The following is a 22,937-nucleotide window of genomic DNA, read 5'->3' on the forward strand; positions in this document are numbered from 1 at the left end:
AACAATTGACCGGTGGGACAATTTAAAAACCAGATGGTCAACATCGTTGGTGAAATGAGGAGAACCGAAATGCTTCGTAGCCTTGGAATGGGCGCCTCGCTCTGCGTCCTGCTGGCTAGCCAGCCGGCCTTTGCGGCTGAACCCGAGCAATGCAAGATCGTGCGCATGGCCGAGCCTGGATGGAACGACCTTGCCTTCACCACCGGCGTCACCAGCGTCTTGCTCGATGCGCTCGGCTACAAGCCGGCAAGCTCGCTTCTGGGCATCAACGTCATCTATGAATCCTTGAAGAACAATGATTTGGACGTATTCCTTGGCTATTGGGATCCGGCGATGATCACCTACTACGAGCCCTATAAGAAGGACGGCTCGGTAGACGATGTGCGCGTCAATCTCGTCGGCGCCAAATACACCTTTGCCGTGCCGACTTACGTCTGGGAGGCCGGCGTCAAGGATTTTGCCGACCTGCAAAAGTTCGCCGACAAGTTCGGCAGGAGGATGTACGGCATCGAGCCGGGCTCCAACCAGCTGATGATGGACGCCATCGCTGATAAGTCGCTCGGCCTCGATGGCTGGCAGGTCGTCGAATCGAGTGAAGCCGGCATGCTTTCCGAGGTCGGCTACGAGATCAAGGAAAAGCGCTTCATCGTCTTCCAGGGCTGGGCGCCGCATCCGATGAACACGATGTACGACTTCAAATATCTGAGCGGCGGCGACAAGTTCTACGGCCCGAACTTCGGCGCCGCGACGGTGACGACGCAGGTGCGCAAGGGCTATCTGCAGCAATGCCCCAATGTCGGGCAGTTGCTGAAGAACCTCGCCTTCGATATCGATTTCGAAAACCTCGGCATGGGCTATCTCATCAATGACGGTATGAAGCCGGAGGAAGCCGGCCTGAAGGCGGTCAAGGAGAATCCGGATAGGCTCGGCGCCTGGCTGGCCGGTGTCACCACATTCGATGGCAAGCCCGCACTCGACGCAGTCAAGCAGCAGCTCGGCCTGTGATATCGGCCGATCAGGCGGGCTGGAACGGCCGCAAGCGCAACGTCGGTGCTGAAACGGCCTGCGTCGAAATCGCCGGGCGGGAGCCCGCGCTGGTGCTGGTGCACGGCTTCTCCGACACGAGCCGCAGCTTCTCCTTGCTGGCGCCGCATCTCGCCGGGCGCCGGCTTGTCATTCCAGACCTGCGCGGGCATGGCGCCTCGCCGGCCGGGACACGCGGCTTCGCCCCGGCGGATTTCGCAGAAGATGTGGCGGGTTTGATCGAGCGATTGCGGCTCAAGCGGCCGGTTCTGGTCGGGCATTCCCTGGGCAGCATGGTGGCGATCGAGGCAGCCGCGCGCTACCCCGAGATGATCGGCGGCCTGGTGCTGATGGCCGGAACGCTGCGGCCGCAGATCGGTGAGGACCACCCGATGACCATTGGTGTGCGGGCGCTTCGAGATCCGATATCGCCGGCCGATCCGTTCTATGACTATTGGCATGCCTGCGAGGCGGAGGTTCCAGCGGACTTTTTGACCATGGCTGCAAAGGAGGCGTCAGCGATGCCGGCGGCTCTTTGGCGCGCAATCCTGGAGCAGGTTCGGCGCATCGATCTGACCGACAAGGCGCGCATACTGCGCCTGCCGGCGCTTGTCATTGCCGGGGGGTGCGACCTGCTCTTCGACGAAACACACCAGCGGCGGCTCCTCGAAGAAATCCCTGGCGCCGCGTGCGTGAGCGCGGCGCGATGCGGACACAACCCGCACTGGGAGGATCCGGCATTGGTTGCGGCGGCCATCGCCGGATATTTCAAGGTCTGGAATGAAGCCGACCTCGAAGCGACCGGCAATCCGGGCTGAGAGCAGTCATGAACCTTTCCGAATACGTGGCGCTGGATGCCGTCTCACTGGCCGGGCATGTTCGCTCGGGCGAATTATCGGCCGTCGAGGTCGTCGAAGCGGCTATCGAGGCGATCGGAAGCATCAATCCCGCTATCAATGCCGTGACGCTGATCGATGCGGACCGGGCGCTTTCCGCAGCGGCAAGCTGCAACCGGCAGGCGGCACTCGCAGGCATTCCTTTCCTGGTCAAGGACACCGGCGTCCATGTGCGGGAGTGGCCGACGACGCACTCGTCGCTCTACTTCAAGGATGCCGCGGCGAAGCCCGACAGCGAGATCGTCCGGCGCTGGCGGGCCGCCGGTCTGATCTTGCTGGGCAAGACAAACACGCCTGAATTCGCCAACGACTTCGTGACCGAACCCAGCTTTCGCGGCCCCACCTTGAACCCCTGGGATCCGTCGCTGACGGCGGGCGGCTCAAGCGGCGGAGCTGCTGCCGCGGTGGCGAGCGGCATGGTGCCGGTCGCCCACGGTTCCGATATCGGCGGCTCTATCCGGGTGCCGGCTGCCTGTTGCGGCGTGTTCGGCATGAAGCCGTCGCGCGGGCTCACGCCTGTCGGCCCGTGTCGAGGTCAGGTCGGTGCCGGGCTCTACGCCGAGAACGTCCTGTCCCGCACCGTTCGGGACAGCGCCGCCATGCTGGACATGACTGCCGGTCCAGAACAAGGAGCGCCTTACTCCGTGTCCAAATCGGTGCCGTCCTACCTGGATTGGCTGTCTTCCCCCGGCGAGCGTCTGCGCGTCGCGTGCCTGGCGCACCGGCCGGACGGCACGCCCGTCGCGTCCGAGATCGGGGCAAAATTCCAGGAGGCCATGATCCTTCTCGAGGACATGGGGCACGAGGTCACAGAGGCGCGTTTCCCGCGGGAAGCCAGCGCCGAAGCGGACTGGAGCATCTTCTGGATGTCGGAGGTCGCGCGGCTGGTTGACGAGCGCGCCGACGAGATCGGGCGGATGCCGGGGGCCGGCGAAATCGAAAGCCTCAGTCGTCACGCGCTCGACTGTTTTCGGCGGTCCTCGGCCGCCGACTATCTCAGGGCGCAGGACCATGTGCACATCGCTTCGCTTGCGATGGCGAGAGCCTTCGATGCGTTCGACCTGATCATGACGCCGACGACGGCCGACCTGCCGCCCCGGCTTGGCGCCATCCATGGCGATGGTGCTCTCTTCGACTACGAGGCTTGGGCGAGCCGGGCCTACGGCTTTGCGCCTTTCACCGAAATCTTCAACGTCACCGGGCAACCGGCCGCCAGCCTGCCGCTGTTCCAGTCGAAAGGCGGCCTGCCGATCGGCATCCAGCTCATCGGCCGCAAGAACGAGGATCACCGGCTGCTTCGCGTCTCGCTTGACCTGGAGCAGGCAACCGCATGGGCGGCGCGTTACCAAGCCATCCATGCCAGACATTTTCAGGCGTGAACCAGGAGGCTCCGGCGACGTAGGAGGCGTCGACGATGTTGGTTCATACCGAAATTGGGTGCTGCCCGAGCAGTGATTGCGACGTCGGCGCCAGGCGCAGCACCTCCACGGGCCTGGCCAATTGCCGCTGTGCGGTCTGCTCGAATGCCTGCCACTCCGGGGAGGCAGCCAAGGCTGCCTCATGGCGGGCATGGGCTTCGGTGCTGTCGAAACCCGTGATGCTGATGAAGACGTTTTCGCCGGTTCGCACCGGCAGTCGCGGAAAGCTGTTTTCGGCATGCTCGGTGACGAAGGCGGCGAGCGGCCTTGCGCCAAGTGCGGCAAGCACCGGAAGAGCCCCGGTCTGGAAATCCCTGGCGAAACGAGCCTCCAGGCCCGGTTGCAAATGATGAATCCTGATGACAACAATTGCCTGCAAATCGCTGCCTGCGCTCGGTATTTCGAGGTCCGCCTGGGGTAATCGTTGCGAGCCAGAGAGGTCTAGGCCGGCGCCTGGCCAGGCCGGCTTCAGCAGCAGCACGTCGTCAGAATCGATCATCGTGGCGTTGGCGGCGTCGCGCCAGGCAGCCCAGACCGGCCCGTCATAGAAGGCGGTCAGGGCATTTTTCCGCGCTTCCATGCCGTCGAAGCCGCGCAGCCAGACGAACATGTCCGGCCGGTCGAGATCGCGGAACTGGCCGATGATCGTCATTCCGGCGGTTTCCTGGCCCTCGATCAGCTGATTGTCGAAGATGCCGATCAGCGTCTCGCGCCGGCCGGGTTTCAGCGTGTATTGCCTGAGTTCGACAACGGGCGAGGCGAGCAGATCGGATTTAGGCGCGGCGTTCAAAGGCAGGTTCATCGCTTAATCTCCAAAACAGGACAGTCATCCTGTTTTACAAAACAGACCGGTTGTCCTGTTTTGTCAATCTGCTATCGTGTGAAGATGTCAGCAGAGATAACCGCTCGCCCAAAGTCGCGGGCTCAAAAACGCACCAACGACCCCCAAGGCATGCGCAAGAAAGTGCTCGATGTGAAGCAGCCAGAAGCGCCAAGGGACCCCGAAAGAGAATACGTTGAGGCTGCCATATTGCACCGTCAGCTACTTGAAATGGGGGATGTCAAAGGATCGAATGCGGCTCACGACCGCTTAATCCGCGCAATAAGGGAGATCAGGAACCGACCTGATCGTGGCCGACCTTTTCTGTTGGAAACCCTGAGGCATACAGACGAAAATGTCAGGCTCTGGAGTGCCGGGCACCTTTTGCCACTCGAAGAAAAAATGGCTCTTGCCGAATTGAAGAGCCTCGCAAGAGACGCGAAATCGTCGGTGGTTAGTTCAAGTGCGGATGTGACCGCAACGGAGTGGCGAAGAGGCACGTTGGATACTGATTGGTTCATGAAAGAGTAGAAGCAGCGCCTCGCCCGAATCGATCACTGGGCGTTGGCGGCGTCGCGCCAGGCAAACCCTACCGGCTATTTTACAAAACAGACCGGTTGTCCTGTTTTGTCAATCTGCTATCGTGTGAAGATGTCAGCAGAGATAACAGCCCGCCCAAAGTCGCGGGCTCAAAAACGCACCAACGACCCCGAAGGCATGCGCAAGAAAGTGCTCGATGTCGCCGAAGAGGCGTTTCAGGCACGCGGCTATCACGCGTCCAGCATGGGCGACCTGATGGCGACGGCGGGCGTCACCGGCGGCGCGCTGCACCACCATTTCGCGACCAAGAAGGCGCTGGCGCTTGCAGTGATCGAGGAGCGGGTCGCCGCAGCGGTAGAAGAGACATGGATCGAGCCGATGCGGATAGCTCCCTCAGCGCGCGAGGGTGTGCGCTCCGTATTCGCGGCCGTCGCGGCGGAGCTGGAGCGGCAGGGATTCGTCCGCGGCTGCCCGCTCAACAATCTGGCGCATGAACTGTCGCTTGCCGATCCGGATTTCCGCATTGCCCTTGCCGGCATTTTTTCGGCCTGGCGCCAGGCGATCGCCGACAAGATCAGCGCCGACCAGCAGGCGGGCCGGGAGCTGGGCACCGATCCGCAGCGCTTCGCAGCGCTAGCTGTCGCCAGCTATTCCGGCGCCATGTCGATGGCCAAGACCGCACAGGACGCAAGCGTGCTGCGCGACTGCCTGATGGCGTTGGAGCAGGGAGTTATGTCGTCCAAAACAGGAACGAGGCGACGTAACAGGATACTGCACAGAGCCCTTTGACGCCGGCAGGACGGTCGCCCGCTATGACCGAAGCGGGGAGGCCGAGCTCTTAATTCGGCAGCGGCTTGATCAGCTCGTAGCCGACTACGCTTTCGGCACTGGTGCCCTCGTCATAGCGCCTGGCCACAACTGCCTGCAGGTCGGGTGCGTAAAGCGCGGTAAATTCGTCCCGCGTTTCGCCGGCCTCGCTCTTGATCGTCTGCTTGACCGCGAGCACGGAGTATTTGCATTCGCCCAGGCTGAACGTCTCCTTGCCCTTGACGTTGATCTCCAGCGTCTCGGTGCCCTTCGGCGGCTTGTTCGGTGCGAGACGGGCAAACACGATCTTGCTCTTGCCACCCGCCTTCAGCGGGAACACCTTCCTGAGATCGGAAAACGGGATCATCGCCAGCTGCCCCGTGCTACTGTCGCGAAACACTTCGATCAGCCCGCCGAACAGGTACTGCGACTGCGGCGATTGCGACTGGTATTTGTTGGCCACGGCAACCATTCCTCCCGCCGCCGGACGAAATTCGCTGTGGATGCCAGGCCTTTCGAGAATGAAGCCGGCCTTGGCCGATTTGGCGTCGATGCACTCGGCGCCATGCGCTGCGCTCGTCGCCGCCAGAATGGCCATTGTCATGCCGATGGATGCAGTTTTCATGGCGTCCTCCTCTGCCCGCGCAAGTTGAATGCCGAAAGCAATGCCAGACCTGGGAGAACGTGTCGACACACTTTGCGAGCAACTGGACTGCCGGTCCGCGTCGTGCTGAATTTTAGCGCATGATGCATCGCATTCCCGCCCGCCCGGTCTCCCGGCGCAGCTTCCTGATGAAGGCAGCGGCCGTTGCCGCTGCCGGCGCCGTTTCGCGCCCGGCCTTCGGCCAGACCGGGCAGCGCATCCCGCCGATCGATGCCACCTTCTTGTTTATCGCCGATGTCCATGCCTGCCGCATGGCGAACGGATTGAGTCCGCACTGCGAGCAGGAGGGCAAGACCGACGCTGCCTTGCTGCGCAATGTCGCCGCACTCAACGACGTCGGTGACAGGCAATGGCCGGCCGAAATCGATGGCGTTGCCACCGGCCTGCGCTCGACGGGCAACATCGGCACGCCGCTCGGCCTCGTCGTCGGCGGCGACATCACCGATGATGGCGGCGGCCAAATCACCCAGCCTAGCGAGGGCACGCAGTTGCTTCAGTTCAGCCAGCGCTACCAGCAAGGCGTCGGCCCCGACCATGTGCACATGCCGGTCTATGTCGGCCTCGGCAACCACGACCTCGACCAGAACGGCCCGCGCTCGCATGTCGACTGGTATCGCCGCGAAATGCGCGACTATGTCGAGGTCAACCACCGCCCCGGCGTATTCTTCAAGCCGCCCGCGCCGGCGACCGACTACGATGTCGGGACCGATTGCTATTCATGGGATTGGGGCGGCCTGCATCTTGTCCAGACGCACCGTTTTGCCGGCGATACCGGCCACGGCGCCGCCAGCAGCCTGCCATGGCTGAAGCAGGACCTGGCGACCTATGCCGGTGACGGCCGCCCGGTCATCCTGTTCCAGCATTATGGCTGGGATACTTTTTCGATCGAAAGATGGGACGCCACCGAGAAGACCTTCGACGAAGGCGGCAAGGGTCCGCCGCACTGGTGGAGCGAAGCCGACAGGCAGGCGCTGCTGGCTGTGCTGAAGGGTTACAACGTCGTCGGCATCTTCCATGGCCACCAGCACGCGACGCCGATGATCTACCACCGTGACGGGCTCGATTTGTTCAAGCCGAAGGCCGCCTTCATGGGCGGCTTTGCCTTGGCTAGGGTGACCGGCAACAGCATGGACGTGGTGCTGGGCGAAGCCGCCGGAGATCATGGCGAGGTCATCTTCACCAATGCGTACAGCAAAAGCCTGACTTTCTGACGGGCAGGAGAGGGCGCAAAAAAGGCGGCCGAGCCGCCTTTTTCCTGGTTTGCAAAGGGTCGGCGTCAAAGCGCCTTCTTCACCTTGTCCTTCACGTCGCCGTAAGCCTTCTGCATCTTGCCGGTGGCCTTGTCGACGTCGCCTTCGGCCTCGGTGCGCCTGTTGCCGGTGGCCTTGCCGGCGGTCTGCTTGACCGAGCCCTTGGCTTGCTTGGCAACGCCGGCAACCTGATCCTTGTTCACCATCTCGCATCTCCTGAACCGTTCGCCTGGAGAAACGGTCGCGGATCGCTTAGGTTCCGGGTTCTGCCCGTCGATTGGGATAGCTTCCGGCCGCGAAGCCGACAGGATAGGGTGCGCGAGAAGCCCGAACAGACAGGGCCGGAGGGACAATGGCTGAATTCACGCTCTTCATCGGCAACAAATGCTTCTCGTCCTGGTCGCTGAGGCCATGGCTGGCGATGAAGCATCTGGAGATCCCGTTCGAGGAAGGTCTTGTGCGCCTGCGCACGCCCGAGACCGCGGCCAATCTGGCCAGGATCTCGCCGACCGGCCAGGTGCCGGTGCTGAACCATCGGCTGGCGACTGGCGAGGTCCGGATCGTCTGGGAAACCCTTGCCATCCTTGAATATCTTGCCGAGCTGTTTCCCGAGAAAAAGCTCTGGCCGGCCGACATCGGCGCCCGCGCGCTGGCCCGCTCGGCGGCCACAGAGATGCATTCGGGCTTTCGCGAGGTCCGCTATGGCTGGCCGATGAATTTGCGCCGGCCAAAAGGCCATAAGCCGCTCGACGCCGAAGGTGAGACGCAACGGGCGCGCATCGAGGATCTGTGGCGGCAATGCCGCGAAAAGCACGGCAAAGGCGGGCCGTTCCTGTTTGGCCATTTCACCGCGGCCGACGCCATGTACGCGCCGGTCGTCACCCGCTTCGAAACCTATGGTGGCACGCTGGCAACCGATACCCGCGCCTATGTCGACGCCGTGCTTTCGATGCCGGCGATGCAGCACTGGTATGCCGAGGCGGCGAAAGAGCCTTGGCCGGAGCCCGGCCCAGACGAATAGAGCCGAGCAACCGGCAAGCTGGTCTTCCACTTCGCGGCCCGCGGCCTATCTGAAGATCGGGCAGGGGTTTTGGAGACTTCACAATGACATCTGTTCCTTCCGCACTGGCCGGCAAGGTCGCACTCGTCACCGGCGCCTCCTCGGGCATCGGCGAGGCAACGGCTGTGGCGCTCGCGGCCGCCGGGGCCAAGGTTGCCATTGCCGCACGCCGCGCCGATCGGCTCGAAGCGCTGGCCGCACGTATCGAAAAAGCCGGCGGCACGGCGCTCCGCATCGAGGCCGACGTCACCAGCAACGACGATGTCAGCGCCATGGTTGACAAGGTCGTCGCCGAATGGAGCCGCCTCGACATCCTCGTCAACAATGCCGGAGTGATGCTCCTGTCGCCCGCCGCCGAGGCGGTGCTCGACGACTGGCGCCGCATGGTCGAGCTCAACCTGCTGGCGCTGATGGGCGTCACCAAGGCGGCGTTGCCGCATCTGAGTGCCGCCAAGGGTCACATCGTCAATGTCTCGTCGGTCGCCGGCCGTGTCGCCAATCCGGGCGCCAGCGGCTATGCAGCAACCAAGTTCGGTGTCGTCGGCTTTTCCGAATCGCTGCGCCGCGAAGTCTACGCCGACAAGGTTCGCGTCACGGTTATCGAGCCCGGCCTGGTGCGCACCGAACTCGGCGACCACATCACCAATCCGGCTTTCAAGGCTGATCTGGACAAGCGGCTCGCCGCCATGGAGGCGCTGACCGCCGAGGACATCGCCGCGGCTATTCTCTACGCCGTGAGCCAGCCTGCACACGTCAACGTCAACGAGATCGTCATCCGCCCGACCGACCAGGAACGGTGAACGGCGTCAGATATTTTCGCTACGCTTCGAATCCCGCCCTCAGGAAATCGCCACACTCCTCGACCAGCCGGGAAGGATCCCTCGCGAGGTAGACGCCGAAATCCGCCATCGGCGCCGGCGGCAGGTTGAAGCGTCCATTGAGGCTTTGGCAGTCGGGCGGTAGTCCTTCCTGCAGCAGAAGGCCGATGCCAAGCCCGGCCCTCAGCGCCGAGATCAGCGTCGCGAAAGTCGACACGCGGCAGCCGATCTTCCAGCCGATCCCGGCCTCGGCGAGCGAAGCCAGCATCCTGTCCTGCCAGGAGCAGGCGCCTTCGAAGATGATCAGCGGAAGCTCGACCTCGTCATCGATCTCGATCATGCGGCTTGCTGCCCAGACCAGCTGTCGTGACAGATGGCCTCGCGGCGCCATTGTGAAGCGTGCCGGATCGGCCATGACGATGTCGCATCTTCCTTCGCCAAGCGACTTGCTGAGATCGCTGCTGCTGGCCGATGTCAGCTCGATCTCCACGGAAGGATGCCGGCGGCGGAAGTCGGCGATGATCAACGGCAGCCGCGTCACCGCCAAATCCTCGACGATGCCCAGCCGGACACGGCCGACCAGCCTGCGGCCTTCTATCTCGCGCCTGGCATCGTCACCGATCGCGATGGCCTTGCGGGCGAAGGCGAGCAAGATTTCGCCGGCCTCGGTCAGCGTCACGCCGCGCGGCGAACGGCGCAGCAGCTCGGCGCCGACTTCACCCTCGAGGCGCTGAAGCTGCATACTCACCGCCGCCTGGGTGCGGGCAAGCCGATCGGCCGCCCGGCTTACCGTTCCCGTATCGGCCACGGTGACGAAGGCGCGCAGCAGCCTGACGTCGATATCTCCAGTCATAAGAATTCCTGATAGCTGTGTCAGCACTATCAGGCTATCCGAAAGCCCGATCTGAATTCAAGGTCCGCTCGCACCAACGAAACAGGAGCAGCCACCTTGTTATACAGAAGAAGATTTGAGGAGTTCGGCGTCGCCTGGCCCTCGCTCGAGCGGCCTGATTTGCCGTTCTCGCCGACGGTTCGGGTCGCCGACACTGTCTATGCCTCCGGTCAGATTCCTGAGATCGGGCAGGAGATCGCCGCGATCGGCCAGGTCGGCAGAGAGATCGATCTGGCTGCCGCGCGGAACGCTGCCCGGCTCTGCGCGGCCAACATCGTCTATTGGCTGGACAAGGAACTGGACGGCAATCTCGACCGCGTCGTGAAATTCGCCAAGCTGACCGTCTATGTGAATGCGGCGGCCGGCTTTTCGGCCTATTCGGAGGTCGGCAACGGAGCATCCGAATTTCTGCTCCATGTTTTCGGCGAGCGTGGCGAGCACGCCCGCTGCTCGCTCGGCATGGCCGGCTTGCCGGCCAATGTTCCGGTCGAAGCCGACGCTATCGTGTATGTCCGCTAGGGAGGTCGCCCGAAATGGGCAGTGAAACCAGGAGGACGCTTGGCTTGATGGCTGCAAATCTTGAGGGACGGAGGGCGCTTGTTCTCGGCGGAAGCAAGGGCCTCGGTTTCGGCGTTGCCGAAGCGCTCGCGGCGAAAGGCGCCGAGATCATCCTGGTCGGACGAGGGGAAGCGACCCAGGATGCGGCGCGACGCGCAATCGAGGCCGCCGGCCACGTCTGCTCGACTTTCAGCGCCGACCTCTCCGACAACGACAGCGTCTCCCGGCTGATCCGTGCCGTCGAGGACGAGCATCAGCGGATCGACATCCTCCTGCTCAACGGCGGCGGCCCGCCGCCCTTCGCGGCCAGCGTCTTCGATGCGAGCGTCTGGGAAAAGCAGTTCACCAGTATGGTGTTGAGCCAGATGCGCATCGCCATTTCTTTCCTGCCAGGCATGCGGGCGCGGCGCTGGGGACGCATCATCGCCGTTTCCTCCACATCCGTCCGTGAACCGATCCCCGGCCTTACCGCTTCGAACGCATTGCGTGCGTCGCTCGCCGGCTGGGCAAAGACGCTGGCCGGCGAAGTGGCGGCGGACGACGTCACAGTCAACCTGTTGCTGCCGGGCCGTTTTGCGACGGACCGGACGAAACAGTTCGACGCCATGGACGCTGCCGACAGGGGTGTCGACGCTGCCGTGATCGCCGCCGAGAGTCAGGCTGAAATCCCGGCAAAGCGCTATGGCACTCCCGCCGAATTCGGCGCGGTTGCCGCATTCCTGGCCAGCGACGCCGCCGCCTATGTCACCGGCGTGGCGTTGCCGGTGGATGGCGGGCTCAGCCGCGCCATGCTGTGAGGCAGGGGGCAGCGGCGCGAATGGTCGCATCATACAGGAACGCCCCTCGTGCCTTTTATCTGCGCGGGGGGCGTCCTGGTGGTCGTCCGCCTTTTCTCAAGATCGCTCTTTCGAGGAACGGCGTTCGACACCGAAAAAATGCCCCGGCGCCAAAATGGTTCCCGGCTGGAGCAATTCCAGGAAAAGTGTGAACGGTTTTCCGTCCGGAATTGCGCAAAAACAAAGAGATAGAGCGGTTCGGCGTTTTCGTGGAACGATGAACCGGTCTAAGTGGTTTTTTCGGCGGGCAATAGCCCGGCTTTTGTTGTCAGATTGCCGGCGCACGGGCCGCCACCGCGCGTCTCTGCGAGTGTCGCAAATCAAAAAATTGACACACCGCGCAAAGAAGTCTACAAGAATTTTGTCGATGTTTGTTTGACCGACTTTTGTTATCCGCGCGCCGAGGCGCGCCTTTGACGAACTTCCCCATCAAAATCGAGACAAACGTTGTTGTGCATCCGCATGACGGCGAATGAATATTTGCCATGGAAAGGGTTCGTTATGAGCACAGGCACAGTTAAATGGTTCAACGCCACCAAGGGTTTTGGTTTTATTCAGCCTGACGACGGTTCTGCCGACGTTTTTGTCCACATCTCAGCCGTCGAGCGCGCCGGAATGCGCGACATCGTCGAGGGCCAGAAGCTTGGCTACGAGATGGTCCGCGACAACAAGTCGGGCAAGATGTCCGCCGACCAGTTGAAGGCGGCCTAAAACGGAATTCAGCCTCACCGCTGACCACGGATGTACTGGCACCGGTGAATGGCAAATTCCAGCGCATGGTCGCGGGGAGGTTAAGTCCCGCTCATGCGCATGAGAAGAACGTTTCTTTGCGCGTCTCTCGGGATGCGCGGGCGCTCTCATGGGAGGTCAGGCGGTGCCTGGCCTTTTTCATTTTTGCGCTTCTACCGCCGAAAAGCGCTGCTCGACGGCCTAGACGTGCTAAGGACGTTTCAGCAATTTGAAACCGGCTGCCGTATTGCTTTGTGCGGGATCCTGGCCGAAAGACCAGTCTCGCCACCTTTTCGGCGGCGCGCTCCGAACCGGGAGAAAGACCTTGACCGAAACTTCAAAAAAACCCCGCGACCAGGCCGAATCCATTTTTAGCAAGACGCGGACCCAGTCGATGTCGCTCGACCGCATCAATTCCGAACGGGATGCCGTCAGCCAGGCCCGCGAAGCCAAGACCGCACGGCTGCGCGAACTGCGCCTGGAAAAGGAAGCCGACGAAATGGCGGCGGCGGTTGCGCTCGCGGCCTCGCCGAAACGCGCAGGCAAACGCTGATGGCCACCAAACGCGTGCCTCAAAAGGCGATCGCCGCAGATTCGACCATCGCCGATGTGGTGAGCGAACTCGACAAGCCGGTCGAATATGTCCGGCGCGTGCTCGAAAAGCTCGAGCGCTGCAGGCGTGTCCACGGCGATGCCCAGGTGCGGCTCGGCGTGCGCGGCCGCGCCGAATGCCCCAATTATCTGATTGAATACGTCCGGGAAAACGCCAAGACCCACGAGCGCGTGACCTTTCAGGACGCCGCCTACAGCGGCAGCACGCATCGCGAACTGGCCCCCCGGCACATCGAGGAAGCCAGGAACTGGTCGCCCGAAGAAATGAACATCACGGCCGTTTCGGCGCTCATCGGCCGCCTTCGCAATCCGAATGCGCCATCATCGCGTTTCTCTGACGAGGATTGATATGGCCATCAAGTTTTCTGCGAAGAACCAGCCGGCAGCGCCTGCTGCCGCCGTGAAGCCGGCCAAGCCGGCCGCCGCCCCAAAAACCGGTGAAGCCGCCGAGGCGGGCACCGATCTGTTCAGGTCGCCGGCCGAAGCACCGCCGCGCAAGCCGAAGAAGAAATAGCGCCCTTGCAGCAAAATGCCGGCCGGAAATCTGCGCCAAGGCTGCTTGCCCTGGAGGTCGCAGGGGATTTTTCATCGCCACAAGAGGGCGCCGACCCGGTTGCCTTCGATTGCCAGACCTGTGGCGCCTGCTGCGCCTACTCGTCCAGATGGCCGCGCTTTTCCACCGAGGATGACGCTCAGCTCGACCTTATCCCGCAAAAATACGTGGCTGCCGACGAAGCCGGCATGCGCTGCGACGGCGCGCGCTGTTCGGCACTGTGCGGCGAGGTCGGCAAGTCCACCGCCTGCGGCATCTACGAGATCCGCCCCGACGTCTGCCGCGCCTGCATGCCGGGCGATGACGACTGCCTGATGGCGCGCCGGGCTCACGGGCTGCCGACGCCGTAATCGCGGCCCCCGGGCTTGCGTCCCAGTTTGAATTTCCTCAGTCAGATGATCGAAAGTCGCTGCGGTAGAGGCCGGGCGATCTTCCGGTCAACCGTTTGAATGCCTGCGAGAACGACGGCACCGATTCATATCCGACGGCGCGCCCGATCTCGCCAATGTTCTGGTTCGTTTCCCGCAGCGCCCTGGCGGCAAGGTTCATCCGCCACCGGGTCACGTAGGATAGCGGCGGCTGTCCCACGAGTTGAGCGAAGCGACGCGCGAAGGTGGCTCGAGACTGTGCCGCGCCGCTGGCAAGGGAAGCGATAGTCCAGGGATTGCCCGGCTGCTCGTGGATCATGCGCAAAGCCTGCGCAATGCCTTTGTCGCGCAAGGCGCCAAACCATCCTCCTGTTCCGAGAGGCTGATGTTCGATCCAGGCACGCAACAAGAAGATCAACGTGCTGTCGAGAAGGCGTGGGGCGACAATATCGTGGCCGCCGAGATTGCCTTTCGCTTCGACCTGCAGAAGTTCCAGGGCAAGCCGCAGCGGCTCGCTGGTGCCTATCTGATTTCGGGTCAAATGGATCAGCGGAGGAAGCAGCGAAACCATCGGGTATGGCCCGACGCCGTCGAGTGAATATCTCGCACAAAGAAGAGTTGTCGCGCCGCTCTCGCTTTTCGGTTCTGGTCCGCTCCGATTTGCGGAAAGGACGGCGGATATAGATGCCGTTGGTGCATCCAACGGATTACAAAGAGCATGCCCGATACCGCTCGCGACAAGGATGACGTCTCCCTCGCCCAAGCGGATCGGCTCCTTTTCACCGGCTAGCCGCAGCCAGCATTCGCCGTTCTGTATGACGTGGATGGCGGCATTCCTTGTCGGATCGACCGAAATACCCCACGGCCGATGCAGGGTCGCGCTGCCGATCATGGCGCTGCCAAATCTCAGCGAAGCAAGAACTTCGGATAAGGCGTCCACGAGAACCATCCTCCAACGATGAATAGGACGACGCTATTAGACGATTGGATAAGAATCTAGCGGAATAGCGTATCGACCATCTCACAATCGCGACAGATTATGTTGGCAATGTCGGCGTGCGGACGCTCCTGTCCGCACCGGGCAGAAGCAGGCACCTGACGGAGCAAACATGCGTGACGAACCATCAAATCCACTTCCAGCCAAGGCTCATAGTTCGCTCGAGACCAACAAGATGATCGTCCTGGACTTCATCGACAAAGCGGTAAACCAAGGCAACATCGAAGCCGCTTCGATGCATTTTGGCGAACGCTATATCCAGCACACTCCGAACATTGCGGATGGCGCGGACGGCTTCAAAGCCTATCTGCAGCAGCTCAAACAGTCATTTCCCCTCGCGAGGGGAGAGGTGAAGCGGATTTTTGCCGAAGGGGATTTCGTCATCGTGCACATGCACGCAAAACGCGAACTGGAGGAGGAAGGCTTGGCCATCGTCGACATTTTCAGGCTGAAGGACAGCAAGCTCGTCGAACACTGGGAAGTTCGGCAGCCTATCGCCGATAGCAAGCTGCACGCCAACAGCATGATCTGAATGCGGATAGGCTCAGGCTGGCTTGTGCCCGCACGTTTCGCTGATTACGCTGCCGGCGGCAGGGCCAACGCCGGGAGACCATCCGTGAGCATCGAATTCCTGTTGACGTCGCTGATTGTCGTGGCTTCGCCCGGTACCGGCGTTCTCTATACGCTAAGCGCCGGGCTTTCGCGTGGTGCGCGCGCCAGCGTCATTGCCGCTTTCGGCTGCACGCTCGGCATTATCCCGCACATGGCGGCCGCCATCACCGGCCTCGCGGCTCTGCTGCATACGAGTGCCGTCGCCTTCGAAACGATGAAATATCTCGGCGTCGCCTACCTGCTTTACATGGCTTGGAACACGTTGAAGGAGAAGGGCGGCCTGAGTGTCGACGAAGATGTCGCGCCGCGCTCGGCCGGCAAAGTGATCGCCTCCGGCATTCTGATCAACATCCTCAATCCGAAGCTGTCGATCTTCTTCTTTGCGTTCCTGCCGCAATTCGTCAGCACCACCGAACCGCACGCGCTGTCGAAGATGCTGGAGCTCAGCAGCCTCTTCATGCTGCTCACCTTCGTGGTCTTTGTCGGCTACGGCATCTTCGCGGCGTCGATCCGCAGCCATGTCGTGTCGCGGCCAAAGGTGCTGACCTGGATGCGCCGCACCTTCGCCGGAGCCTTTGTCATGCTCGGCGCCAAACTGGCGCTGGCGGATCGCTAGATCTCTCTGTTTTGACGCAATTCCGGGCGGAAAACCGTTTCACACCTTTCCTGGAATTGCTTACCGCTGCGGATCGGCCGGCCCGCCTGCGGTTTCGGAAGGCTCGTTGCCTCCGAAACCGGACGCAGCGCGGACGCCCAGCCGCCAGGCCGACGGGGGGACGCCGATCATCTTCTTGAAGGCACGGCTGAACGCCGCCTCGGACTCGTAGCCGATTTCCGCCGCTATGTTTGCGACGTTGCTGTTGCCGGCGCTGAGCAATTCCGAGGCAATCTGCATCCGCCACTTGGCGAGATAGTGCATCGGCGGCATGCCGACGAGTTTCGTGAAGCGCTCGGCCAGCACGGTGCGCGACAGCGCGGCCTCCTTCGCCAGCGCCTCCACCGTCCAATTGTGCGCCGGCCGGTCGTGGATCAGCGCCAGCGCCTTGCTCAGATGCGGATCGCGCAGGCCCGCCAGCCAGCCGGTTTGTTGTGGCGGCAGCGACTCCACATAACGGCGCAGCACGTCGACGAACATCAATTCGCTGAGCTTGGTGAGCACCGTCTCGCTGCCCGCACGCTTTTCCGCGACCTCCGATACCGCCAGCTTGATGAACTGGCCGAGCCAGCCGCCGTCGCCTTTCACGTCTCCGGCCTTGATGACCGGCGGCAGCGCTTCGAGCAGCGGATTGAAGGGCAGTGCATCGCAAGCGAGATAGCCGCATACCAGCCGGGCCGACAGCGATCCGTCCTTGACGTAATTGATGGGAAACGGTGTCTGGCTGGCGGCGGCGATATCCAGCACATCCGCGGTCGGCGGATCCGCGCGCAGGGCCGGATTGCTCGACATGATATGCGGATCGCTCCTGGTGAAGACCACGACTTCGCCTGCCTCCACGGCTATCGCCTCCTTGCCGATGATGCGGGCGAAGCAGCGGCCAGCCGTGAGCACGTGGTAGGAAATCAGGTGATCCGCGCCCGGCAGTATCCTCGGCAGTATCGAGGCGGGGGAGGGCGAGCAGACCGCCCAGGGGTCCTGGGCCGCAATGTCGAAAAATGTTGCGCCGGTGAGACGCACCTTTTTCAAGAGGTCAGACAGAGCGTCCCCGGCCATTCCATCCATGTCCCCCGTAAGTTGCGGCAACCGGCGCGACATCCCTTTCGAGTTCCGGACGCGCTGTCAAGTGAGGCGGACGCCCCGTCATTCCGTTCATTGCCGGAAGCCTTAAAATCTCGTCGGCGCTGAGCTCTGTCTCAAATCAGGTGCTGAGCGCAGTCGAACTCAAGAAAGATGAGGATCTAAGTCATGACGGTACATAAGGGCGGATGTTTTTGCGGCGCCGTGGAAATCGAAGTGCACGGAGCGGCCGAGGCGATGGGCTACTGCCATTGCAGCTCCTGTCGTTCGTGGTCGGCGTCTCCCGTGAACGCCTTCACGCTGTGGAAGCCGGAGAACGTCAAGGTCACCAAGGGCGAGGAGTTCCTGTCCGGCTTCGCGAAGTCAAACATGAGCAACCGTCAGTTCTGCACGAAGTGCGGCGGCCATCTGATGACCGATCATCCGCCGCTCGGACTGGTCGACGTCTATGCGGCCACGATACCGACGGTGAAGTTCACGCCGGGGGTTCACGTCAACTACGCCGAGACGGTCCTGCCGATGAAGGACGGATTGCCGAAGCTGAAAGACTTCCCCGCCGAACTCGGGGGCTCGGGCGTGAGCGTGCCGGAGTAACCCGGCAATGACACACGATTTCGAACAGCCACATCTCACGACAGGAGAATACGCATGGACATCACGACATTTCGCGCCACGCAGGAGCCGATCAAGGATCTTTATCGCAAGGATGCGCGCGCGGCACTTCTTACGCTGAAGGCCAGGGGCAGTGCCGACGACTCCAAGGTCACCTGCAAGGTCGAGACAGGACGTGGGCTCGCGCTGGCGGGCATCCATCCGAAGGCCGGGGGCAGCGGACGGGAGCTTTGTTCCGGCGACATGCTGCTGGAAGCCCTTATCGCATGCGCCGGCGTCTCGATGAGGGCGGCGGCCGCCGTTCTCGAAATACCGATCAAGTCGGCCGAAATCTCCGCCGAGGGCGACGTCGATCTTCGCGGCACGCTCGGCGTCACCGAAGGTGTGCCGGTCGGCTTCAAGGAGATCCGCCTGCGGTTCGACATCGAGACCGACGTTGCGCAAGACCGGCTGACTGACCTGCTCGAGCTCACCGATCGCTATTGCGTGATCTTCCAGACGATCCAGCGCAGTCCCAAGACCTTCGTGAAGCTTCACAAGGTCGTGCGGTAGCCACGACCTGCCCGGAATCCTAGACTTTGGGGGTTCCGGGCTGGGCCTGAGCGCGGCCTCACTGAACGCAGCTTGGCTGAATGCAGCTTTGTCGCGCCAAGCGCTATCCCTTCACGTAGCCCATCGCCTCGACGATCCGACCGTCCTTGACGCGCATCAGGTTGACGCCGCGCAGCGAATTGCCGTCGGCCATCCAGTAGCGCCAGCGGATCGTTGCCCGGTCGCCCGGCGACGAAGGTTTCTTCGATGTCGAAGCGCGTGCCGGGTCCGGTCGCGATCGCCGACCACAGTTCGACGCAAGCGCCCTCGCCGATGCGGCGGGCGCCGTCCGGGGCCGGCGTGGTGTTCTCGATCACGCAATCTTCCGCCACCAGATCGTCGAGCGCCGACGGGTCGTGGCGCTGGAACACGTCGTTGTAGCGCCGCATGATCTCGGCGGTTTCGGCGGAGCGTTTGGCCGCGGCGATGTCGATGATGAGTTCCTGTGTCATTGGATATTCCTTTCCCTTCAGTGATCGGTAGCGGTTTCGATGAGGCGGGCGCTGAGCGTGATCACGGCGACGCCCGCCAGCGCCCGCGACACGAGGCAGCTCTCCTTGGCGGTCTGCGCCAGCCGCTCGAAATCAGCCGCCGCCAGCCCGGCGACGCTTGCCTCCGTCTCCAGCTCGATACGGGTCAGCGTCGGTCCGGCCGCGCTGGCGCCGAGATGCGCTTTCGCGATCGTGTGGATATGCGCGGGAGTGTGACCTTCGCGGCCGAGGATGGCGCTCAGCGCCATCGAGAAGCAGCCGGCATGCGCCGCCGCAATCAATTCCTCGGGGTTGGTACCGGGACCGTTCTCGAAACGTGACGGGAAGGAGTAGGCACCTTCAAAGACGCCGCTGCCGAGCTTCAGCAGGCCCGAACCTTCCTTCAACGATCCCTGCCATTGGGCCTCTGCTTCACGAATGGTCATTGTGTCTCTCCTTTGATTTGAGGGTTGATCAGTTTTTGAGCGAACCAGTCAGGCGCCGTCGACGACCACCTTTCCGAAGACGTCGCCTTGCTGGAAATAGCGGTAGGCGTCGTTGGCCTCGTCGAAGGCGAACACCTTGTCGATGACAGGCTTGAGCCGATGCACCGAGATGGCACGCAGCATGGCTTCGAGGTTGGTGCGATTGCCGACGAACAGGCGGCTGATGGTGGCGAGGCTGCGCTGGTAGACGGGGCCGGGGATCTGCACCGTCCCGCCTTTCGCATCCTGTATGGTGAGAAGCACGATGCGCCCGTAAAGCGCGCAGGCGATCATCGATTGCGCGAAGGTCGGCGGGCCGCCGGTCTCGACGACGAGGTCGATGCCGCCGGTCTGCTCGCGCACCGCAGCACCCCATTCCGGCATGTCGGCGGTCGAGACGACGAGGTCGGCGCCCAGCGCCCGCAGCCGGTCCAGCTTCTCGCTGCGCGAGGTGACGGCCACGACACGGCAGCCGAGCAGCTTTGCAAATTGCAGCGCAAACAGCGCGACACCACCTGAACCGATGACCAGAACCCATTGGCCGGGCTTCGGCATCTCGGCCGCCGTCACGGCATTCCAGGCTGTCAGGCCGGCGCAGGTCAGTGTCGCCGCCTCAGCCCAGTCGAGATGATCGGGAAGCCGTACAGCCCATTGCTCGTCGAGCACGGCGTATTCGGCCAGCATCCCGTCCAGCGTGCAGCCAAGCTGGTCGATCAGCCCGGCATTGATGCGGCCGTCGATCCAGCGCGCAAAATAGCTGCCGGTGACGCGGTCGCCGACGGCAAAGCGGGTGACAGAATCGCCGACCGCAACGACTTCGCCGGCGCCGTCGCTCAGCGGGATAACGCCTTGGCGCGGCGCCAGCGGATAGGTGCCGTTGAGGATCATCGTATCGCGGCGGTTGAGCGAGGCGGCACGGACACGCACGACGATCTCGTGCGGCTTCGGCGTCGGCTGCGCCTCGTCGCGCATCACCAGGCACTTGGTCCCGCCGGTTTCTTCAAGACGATAATTGCGCATTTGCCTCTCGCTAGTATGTAGACTGATCTACATATTATATAGACCGGTTGTCATATTCGAGGCAAGGCCTATAGTGCGCACTCCTGACAGAGGTTGACATGGCGAACGACACCCGCACCCGCATACTCGAGACGACGGCGCTGTTGCTGAGGCAGCGCGGCTACCACGGCACGTCGCTTAACGACATCTTGAGCGCCTCAGGCGCACCGAGAGGCTCGCTCTACTTCCACTTTCCGGGCGGCAAGGATCAGCTGGTCATCGAGGTGACGCGCGATAGCGTCGCCGATGTGACGCAGAGGCTGGACGCCGCGCTCGCTGCCGAAAAGGACCCGGCGGTGGCTGTCCACCACATCTACCAGTCGGTCGCGCGCATGCTGGAAGACAACCAGTTCACGCTCGGTTGCCCGATCGCGCCCGTAGTGTTGGACTCGCCGACGGACATGCCGGAGTTGGCCGAGTTGTGCCGCTCGGCTTTCGAGCAATGGATAGGCCTGCTCAGGGCCGCCTTCGTCAGGGCAGGGGTGTCCGAGCGACGCGCGCATGCGCTGGCGCTGCTGGTCGAATCATCGCTGGAAGGGCTGATGGTGATCGCGCGCGCCACCCACGACCGTGCCCCGGTGCTGGCGGTAGCCGATGAAGTCGCCGCGCTGATTGAGGGGGCATTGCTGGCTAAGGGCGCCGCTGCCGCGGTGCATTGACGCCGCTGTTTGAGCTTAGCGGCTTGCTCTCAAAGCAGAAAGGGCGACCTCTCGGCCGCCCTTTCCGTATCTGAAGGCTGATGGATTGGATTAGAAATCCATGCCGCCACTCAAGCCCGCTTGCGGGCTTGAGCAACTTGAGTTCATGGACGTGCTTTATGGACTTCTTAGAAGTCCATGCCGCCCATGCCGCCCATACCGCCGCCGCCCATGCCGCCAGGCATGCCGCCGCCAGCCGACTCCTTCTTCGGAGCCTCCGCGATCATGGCTTCGGTGGTGACCAGCAGGCCGGCGACCGAGGCCGCGTCCTGCAGAGCCGTGCGCACAACCTTGACCGGATCGACGATACCCATGGCGATCATGTCGCCATATTCGCCGGTCTGGGCGTTGTAGCCGAAGGTCGCGCCCTTGTTCTCAAGGATCTTGCCGGCAACGATCGATGCTTCCGCACCGGCGTTGGCCGCGATCTGGCGGGCCGGAGCCTGCAGCGCGCGACGCACGATGCTGATGCCCGCGGTCTGGTCGGAGTTGGCGCCGGTTGCCTTGATGCTCAGCGAAGCGCGCAGCAATGCGACGCCGCCGCCGGGAACGATGCCTTCTTCGACGGCCGCACGGGTCGCGTTGAGGGCGTCATCGACGCGGTCCTTCTTTTCCTTGACTTCCACTTCGGTCGCACCGCCGACGCGGATGACGGCAACGCCGCCCGCCAGCTTGGCGAGACGTTCCTGCAGCTTCTCCTTGTCGTAGTCCGAGGTGGTCTCCTCGATCTGCTGCTTGATCTGGGCGACGCGGCCCTGGATCTCGGCCTTCTTGCCGGCGCCGTCGACGATGGTGGTGTTCTCCTTGGAGATCGACACCTTCTTGGCGCGGCCGAGCATGTTCAGGCCGACATTCTCGAGCTTGATGCCGAGGTCTTCGGAAATGACCTGGCCACCGGTGAGGATGGCGATGTCTTCCAGCATGGCCTTGCGGCGATCACCGAAGCCCGGCGCCTTGACGGCAGCGATCTTCAGGCCGCCACGCAGCTTGTTGACGACCAGCGTGGCCAGGGCCTCGCCTTCGACGTCTTCCGAGATGATGACCAGCGGCTTCGAGGTCTGCACAACAGCCTCGAGGATCGGCAGCATGGCCTGCAGGTTGGAGAGCTTCTTCTCGTGGAGAAGGATGTAGGCGTCTTCCAGATCCGCAACCATCTTTTCGGCGTTGGTGACGAAGTAGGGCGAGAGATAGCCGCGGTCGAACTGCATGCCTTCGACGACCTCGAGCTCGGTCTCGGCGGTCTTGGCTTCCTCGACGGTGATGACGCCTTCATTGCCGACCTTCTGCATCGCTTCCGCGATCATCGAGCCGACCGAAACATCGCCATTGCCGGCAATGGTGCCGACCTGGGCAACCTCTTCCGAGGTCTTGATCTTCTTGGCGTTCTTGATCAGCGTCGCGACGACGTCGGCGACGGCGAGGTCGATGCCGCGCTTGAGGTCCATCGGGTTCATGCCGGCGGCAACCGCCTTGTGGCCTTCCTGGACGATCGACTGTGCCAGAACGGTCGCGGTCGTGGTGCCGTCGCCGGCGATGTCGTTGGTCTTCGAAGCAACTTCGCGGACCATCTGCGCGCCCATGTTTTCGAACTTGTCCTCAAGCTCGATTTCCTTGGCGACGGTGACGCCGTCCTTGGTGATGCGCGGTGCGCCGAACGACTTGTCGATGACGACGTTGCGGCCCTTGGGGCCGAGCGTGACCTTCACCGCGTCGGCGAGGATGTTGACGCCGCGCAGCATGCGCTCACGAGCGTCGCGGGAGAATTTTACGTCTTTGGCAGCCATTTTTAGCTCCTGGCAGGGGCTTGGATTGAGCCCGAAGATTTAGATGAGGG

General features: G+C 62.7%; 29 protein-coding genes and 1 pseudogene. 20 read left to right on the top strand and 10 right to left on the bottom strand.

All coding sequences use genetic code 11. The annotated features are described in order from the left end of the window. Window positions 1-69: 69 nt before the first annotated feature. From choX to NKI19_RS18030, 3 genes are read left to right on the top strand one after another with little or no spacing between them, the layout of a single operon-like run. The gene (choX, locus tag NKI19_RS18020) at window positions 70-1,005 is read left to right on the top strand and encodes a choline ABC transporter substrate-binding protein (protein ID WP_352492592.1); all 936 of its coding nucleotides are present in this window, start codon (window positions 70-72) and stop codon (window positions 1,003-1,005) included. Beyond that, window positions 1,002-1,841 carry an alpha/beta fold hydrolase gene (locus NKI19_RS18025; RefSeq protein WP_352492591.1) on the top strand — a complete coding sequence of 280 codons (840 nt, stop codon included), beginning with the start codon at window positions 1,002-1,004 and terminating at the stop codon, window positions 1,839-1,841. Before choX ends, NKI19_RS18025 begins: the two co-directional genes overlap by 4 nt. 8 nt (window positions 1,842-1,849) lie before the next feature. After that, window positions 1,850-3,298 (top strand): amidase, encoded by a 1,449-nt coding sequence (locus NKI19_RS18030; RefSeq protein ID WP_352492590.1) that lies wholly within the window; start codon window positions 1,850-1,852, stop codon window positions 3,296-3,298. 43 nt (window positions 3,299-3,341) lie between these two features. Here the strand turns inward: NKI19_RS18030 and NKI19_RS18035 are convergent, their stop codons facing one another. After that, window positions 3,342-4,139 carry an NIPSNAP family protein gene (locus NKI19_RS18035; protein WP_352566685.1) on the bottom strand — a complete coding sequence of 266 codons (798 nt, stop codon included), beginning with the start codon at window positions 4,137-4,139 and terminating at the stop codon, window positions 3,342-3,344. Window positions 4,140-4,289: 150 nt separating this feature from the next. Between NKI19_RS18035 and NKI19_RS18040 the strand changes: the two genes are divergently transcribed. Both NKI19_RS18040 and NKI19_RS18045 read left to right on the top strand, forming a co-directional pair. Next, entirely contained in the window at window positions 4,290-4,688 is a 399-nt protein-coding gene (locus NKI19_RS18040) for a hypothetical protein (RefSeq protein ID WP_352492588.1), read from the top strand. Between the two features lie 186 nt (window positions 4,689-4,874). Next, entirely contained in the window at window positions 4,875-5,486 is a 612-nt protein-coding gene (locus NKI19_RS18045; RefSeq protein ID WP_352492587.1) for an LmrA/YxaF family transcription factor, read from the top strand. Between the two features lie 49 nt (window positions 5,487-5,535). Here the strand turns inward: NKI19_RS18045 and NKI19_RS18050 are convergent, their stop codons facing one another. Further along, window positions 5,536-6,129: a hypothetical protein gene (locus NKI19_RS18050; RefSeq protein WP_352492586.1), complete on the bottom strand. Its 594-nt coding sequence runs from the start codon at window positions 6,127-6,129 to the stop codon at window positions 5,536-5,538. A gap of 119 nt (window positions 6,130-6,248) precedes the next feature. Between NKI19_RS18050 and NKI19_RS18055 the strand changes: the two genes are divergently transcribed. After that, window positions 6,249-7,379, top strand: coding sequence for a metallophosphoesterase (locus NKI19_RS18055; protein WP_352492585.1), 1,131 nt, complete (start codon window positions 6,249-6,251; stop codon window positions 7,377-7,379). A 65-nt stretch (window positions 7,380-7,444) separates the two neighbouring features. On the opposite strand, the gene NKI19_RS18060 is transcribed toward NKI19_RS18055, so the two are convergent. After that, window positions 7,445-7,624 carry a CsbD family protein gene (locus NKI19_RS18060; protein WP_254820647.1) on the bottom strand — a complete coding sequence of 60 codons (180 nt, stop codon included), beginning with the start codon at window positions 7,622-7,624 and terminating at the stop codon, window positions 7,445-7,447. A gap of 146 nt (window positions 7,625-7,770) precedes the next feature. On the opposite strand from NKI19_RS18060, the gene NKI19_RS18065 reads away from it, so the two are divergent. Next, entirely contained in the window at window positions 7,771-8,439 is a 669-nt protein-coding gene (locus NKI19_RS18065; protein WP_352492584.1) for a glutathione S-transferase family protein, read from the top strand. Between the two features lie 83 nt (window positions 8,440-8,522). Continuing rightward, on the top strand, window positions 8,523-9,278 hold the full coding sequence (locus NKI19_RS18070; protein ID WP_352492583.1) for an SDR family NAD(P)-dependent oxidoreductase: 756 nt from the start codon (window positions 8,523-8,525) through the stop codon (window positions 9,276-9,278). Between the two features lie 19 nt (window positions 9,279-9,297). Here NKI19_RS18070 and NKI19_RS18075 read toward each other — a convergent pair whose 3' ends face one another. Further along, on the bottom strand, window positions 9,298-10,149 hold the full coding sequence (locus NKI19_RS18075) for a LysR family transcriptional regulator (protein WP_352492582.1): 852 nt from the start codon (window positions 10,147-10,149) through the stop codon (window positions 9,298-9,300). Window positions 10,150-10,245: 96 nt separating this feature from the next. Here NKI19_RS18075 and NKI19_RS18080 point away from each other — a divergent pair, with 96 nt between their 5' ends. The 7 genes from NKI19_RS18080 (at window position 10,246) to NKI19_RS18110 (ending at window position 13,826) form a co-directional block, all read left to right on the top strand. Next, window positions 10,246-10,707, top strand: a complete 462-nt coding sequence (locus tag NKI19_RS18080) for a RidA family protein (RefSeq protein ID WP_352492581.1) — start codon at window positions 10,246-10,248, stop codon at window positions 10,705-10,707. A 47-nt stretch (window positions 10,708-10,754) separates the two neighbouring features. Continuing rightward, the gene (locus NKI19_RS18085; protein WP_352492580.1) at window positions 10,755-11,543 is read left to right on the top strand and encodes an SDR family oxidoreductase; all 789 of its coding nucleotides are present in this window, start codon (window positions 10,755-10,757) and stop codon (window positions 11,541-11,543) included. A gap of 540 nt (window positions 11,544-12,083) precedes the next feature. Continuing rightward, complete coding sequence (locus NKI19_RS18090) at window positions 12,084-12,293, top strand: cold-shock protein (RefSeq protein ID WP_010915421.1); 210 nt, start codon at window positions 12,084-12,086, stop codon at window positions 12,291-12,293. Between the two features lie 343 nt (window positions 12,294-12,636). Next, the gene (locus NKI19_RS18095; protein ID WP_352492637.1) at window positions 12,637-12,864 is read left to right on the top strand and encodes a hypothetical protein; all 228 of its coding nucleotides are present in this window, start codon (window positions 12,637-12,639) and stop codon (window positions 12,862-12,864) included. Continuing rightward, the gene (locus NKI19_RS18100) at window positions 12,864-13,271 is read left to right on the top strand and encodes a hypothetical protein (RefSeq protein ID WP_352492579.1); all 408 of its coding nucleotides are present in this window, start codon (window positions 12,864-12,866) and stop codon (window positions 13,269-13,271) included. The genes NKI19_RS18095 and NKI19_RS18100 overlap by 1 nt, the downstream gene beginning before the upstream one ends. Before the next feature lies 1 nt (window position 13,272). Beyond that, the gene (locus NKI19_RS18105; protein WP_352492578.1) at window positions 13,273-13,437 is read left to right on the top strand and encodes a hypothetical protein; all 165 of its coding nucleotides are present in this window, start codon (window positions 13,273-13,275) and stop codon (window positions 13,435-13,437) included. A 50-nt stretch (window positions 13,438-13,487) separates the two neighbouring features. Then, entirely contained in the window at window positions 13,488-13,826 is a 339-nt protein-coding gene (locus tag NKI19_RS18110; RefSeq protein WP_352492636.1) for a YkgJ family cysteine cluster protein, read from the top strand. A 37-nt stretch (window positions 13,827-13,863) separates the two neighbouring features. Here the strand turns inward: NKI19_RS18110 and NKI19_RS18115 are convergent, their stop codons facing one another. Beyond that, the gene (locus NKI19_RS18115) at window positions 13,864-14,793 is read right to left on the bottom strand and encodes an AraC family transcriptional regulator (RefSeq protein ID WP_352492577.1); all 930 of its coding nucleotides are present in this window, start codon (window positions 14,791-14,793) and stop codon (window positions 13,864-13,866) included. A 160-nt stretch (window positions 14,794-14,953) separates the two neighbouring features. On the opposite strand from NKI19_RS18115, the gene NKI19_RS18120 reads away from it, so the two are divergent. Further along, a complete protein-coding gene (locus NKI19_RS18120) occupies window positions 14,954-15,373 on the top strand; it encodes a nuclear transport factor 2 family protein (protein WP_352566683.1) in 420 nt (139 codons plus the stop codon). Between the two features lie 84 nt (window positions 15,374-15,457). Continuing rightward, window positions 15,458-16,069, top strand: coding sequence for a LysE family translocator (locus NKI19_RS18125; RefSeq protein ID WP_352492575.1), 612 nt, complete (start codon window positions 15,458-15,460; stop codon window positions 16,067-16,069). A 60-nt stretch (window positions 16,070-16,129) separates the two neighbouring features. On the opposite strand, the gene NKI19_RS18130 is transcribed toward NKI19_RS18125, so the two are convergent. Beyond that, complete coding sequence (locus tag NKI19_RS18130) at window positions 16,130-17,164, bottom strand: AraC family transcriptional regulator (protein ID WP_352492574.1); 1,035 nt, start codon at window positions 17,162-17,164, stop codon at window positions 16,130-16,132. A 192-nt stretch (window positions 17,165-17,356) separates the two neighbouring features. Between NKI19_RS18130 and NKI19_RS18135 the strand changes: the two genes are divergently transcribed. Continuing rightward, a complete protein-coding gene (locus tag NKI19_RS18135) occupies window positions 17,357-17,782 on the top strand; it encodes a GFA family protein (RefSeq protein WP_352492573.1) in 426 nt (141 codons plus the stop codon). A 54-nt stretch (window positions 17,783-17,836) separates the two neighbouring features. Then, window positions 17,837-18,352, top strand: coding sequence for an OsmC family protein (locus NKI19_RS18140; protein ID WP_352492572.1), 516 nt, complete (start codon window positions 17,837-17,839; stop codon window positions 18,350-18,352). Between the two features lie 103 nt (window positions 18,353-18,455). Here NKI19_RS18140 and NKI19_RS18145 read toward each other — a convergent pair. The 3 genes and pseudogenes from NKI19_RS18145 to NKI19_RS18155 form a co-directional block, all read right to left on the bottom strand. After that, window positions 18,456-18,843: pseudogene (locus tag NKI19_RS18145) on the bottom strand (nuclear transport factor 2 family protein). Between the two features lie 17 nt (window positions 18,844-18,860). Further along, complete coding sequence (locus NKI19_RS18150; RefSeq protein WP_352492570.1) at window positions 18,861-19,307, bottom strand: OsmC family protein; 447 nt, start codon at window positions 19,305-19,307, stop codon at window positions 18,861-18,863. Between the two features lie 48 nt (window positions 19,308-19,355). Next, window positions 19,356-20,366 (bottom strand): zinc-dependent alcohol dehydrogenase family protein, encoded by a 1,011-nt coding sequence (locus NKI19_RS18155; RefSeq protein WP_352566681.1) that lies wholly within the window; start codon window positions 20,364-20,366, stop codon window positions 19,356-19,358. 98 nt (window positions 20,367-20,464) lie between these two features. Here NKI19_RS18155 and NKI19_RS18160 point away from each other — a divergent pair, with 98 nt between their 5' ends. Next, the gene (locus NKI19_RS18160; protein WP_352492568.1) at window positions 20,465-21,064 is read left to right on the top strand and encodes a TetR/AcrR family transcriptional regulator; all 600 of its coding nucleotides are present in this window, start codon (window positions 20,465-20,467) and stop codon (window positions 21,062-21,064) included. 167 nt (window positions 21,065-21,231) lie between these two features. Here NKI19_RS18160 and groL read toward each other — a convergent pair whose 3' ends face one another. Further along, window positions 21,232-22,887 (bottom strand): chaperonin GroEL, encoded by a 1,656-nt coding sequence (gene groL, locus NKI19_RS18165; RefSeq protein WP_352481739.1) that lies wholly within the window; start codon window positions 22,885-22,887, stop codon window positions 21,232-21,234. Between the last annotated feature and the right edge of the window lie 50 nt (window positions 22,888-22,937).

Origin of the sequence: Mesorhizobium sp. M0751, from assembly GCF_040320265.1 — a bacterium.
Classification (GTDB): domain Bacteria; phylum Pseudomonadota; class Alphaproteobacteria; order Rhizobiales; family Rhizobiaceae; genus Mesorhizobium.

Coding starts and splice junctions, on each gene's coding strand:
- NKI19_RS18030 (WP_352492590.1), top strand. CDS start 1,850: ATGAACCTTTCCGAATACGTGGCGCTGGATGCCGTCTCACTGGCCGGG.
- NKI19_RS18140 (WP_352492572.1), top strand. CDS start 17,837: ATGGACATCACGACATTTCGCGCCACGCAGGAGCCGATCAAGGATCTT.
- NKI19_RS18105 (WP_352492578.1), top strand. CDS start 13,273: ATGGCCATCAAGTTTTCTGCGAAGAACCAGCCGGCAGCGCCTGCTGCC.
- NKI19_RS18150 (WP_352492570.1), bottom strand. CDS start 19,307: ATGACCATTCGTGAAGCAGAGGCCCAATGGCAGGGATCGTTGAAGGAA.
- NKI19_RS18050 (WP_352492586.1), bottom strand. CDS start 6,129: ATGAAAACTGCATCCATCGGCATGACAATGGCCATTCTGGCGGCGACG.
- NKI19_RS18115 (WP_352492577.1), bottom strand. CDS start 14,793: ATGGTTCTCGTGGACGCCTTATCCGAAGTTCTTGCTTCGCTGAGATTT.
- NKI19_RS18160 (WP_352492568.1), top strand. CDS start 20,465: ATGGCGAACGACACCCGCACCCGCATACTCGAGACGACGGCGCTGTTG.
- NKI19_RS18045 (WP_352492587.1), top strand. CDS start 4,875: ATGCGCAAGAAAGTGCTCGATGTCGCCGAAGAGGCGTTTCAGGCACGC.
- NKI19_RS18060 (WP_254820647.1), bottom strand. CDS start 7,624: ATGGTGAACAAGGATCAGGTTGCCGGCGTTGCCAAGCAAGCCAAGGGC.
- NKI19_RS18120 (WP_352566683.1), top strand. CDS start 14,954: ATGCGTGACGAACCATCAAATCCACTTCCAGCCAAGGCTCATAGTTCG.
- NKI19_RS18065 (WP_352492584.1), top strand. CDS start 7,771: ATGGCTGAATTCACGCTCTTCATCGGCAACAAATGCTTCTCGTCCTGG.
- NKI19_RS18130 (WP_352492574.1), bottom strand. CDS start 17,164: ATGGCCGGGGACGCTCTGTCTGACCTCTTGAAAAAGGTGCGTCTCACC.
- NKI19_RS18055 (WP_352492585.1), top strand. CDS start 6,249: ATGATGCATCGCATTCCCGCCCGCCCGGTCTCCCGGCGCAGCTTCCTG.
- NKI19_RS18155 (WP_352566681.1), bottom strand. CDS start 20,366: ATGCGCAATTATCGTCTTGAAGAAACCGGCGGGACCAAGTGCCTGGTG.
- NKI19_RS18040 (WP_352492588.1), top strand. CDS start 4,290: ATGCGCAAGAAAGTGCTCGATGTGAAGCAGCCAGAAGCGCCAAGGGAC.
- choX (WP_352492592.1), top strand. CDS start 70: ATGCTTCGTAGCCTTGGAATGGGCGCCTCGCTCTGCGTCCTGCTGGCT.
- NKI19_RS18100 (WP_352492579.1), top strand. CDS start 12,864: ATGGCCACCAAACGCGTGCCTCAAAAGGCGATCGCCGCAGATTCGACC.
- NKI19_RS18075 (WP_352492582.1), bottom strand. CDS start 10,149: ATGACTGGAGATATCGACGTCAGGCTGCTGCGCGCCTTCGTCACCGTG.
- NKI19_RS18070 (WP_352492583.1), top strand. CDS start 8,523: ATGACATCTGTTCCTTCCGCACTGGCCGGCAAGGTCGCACTCGTCACC.
- groL (WP_352481739.1), bottom strand. CDS start 22,887: ATGGCTGCCAAAGACGTAAAATTCTCCCGCGACGCTCGTGAGCGCATG.
- NKI19_RS18035 (WP_352566685.1), bottom strand. CDS start 4,139: ATGAACCTGCCTTTGAACGCCGCGCCTAAATCCGATCTGCTCGCCTCG.
- NKI19_RS18085 (WP_352492580.1), top strand. CDS start 10,755: ATGGCTGCAAATCTTGAGGGACGGAGGGCGCTTGTTCTCGGCGGAAGC.
- NKI19_RS18090 (WP_010915421.1), top strand. CDS start 12,084: ATGAGCACAGGCACAGTTAAATGGTTCAACGCCACCAAGGGTTTTGGT.
- NKI19_RS18135 (WP_352492573.1), top strand. CDS start 17,357: ATGACGGTACATAAGGGCGGATGTTTTTGCGGCGCCGTGGAAATCGAA.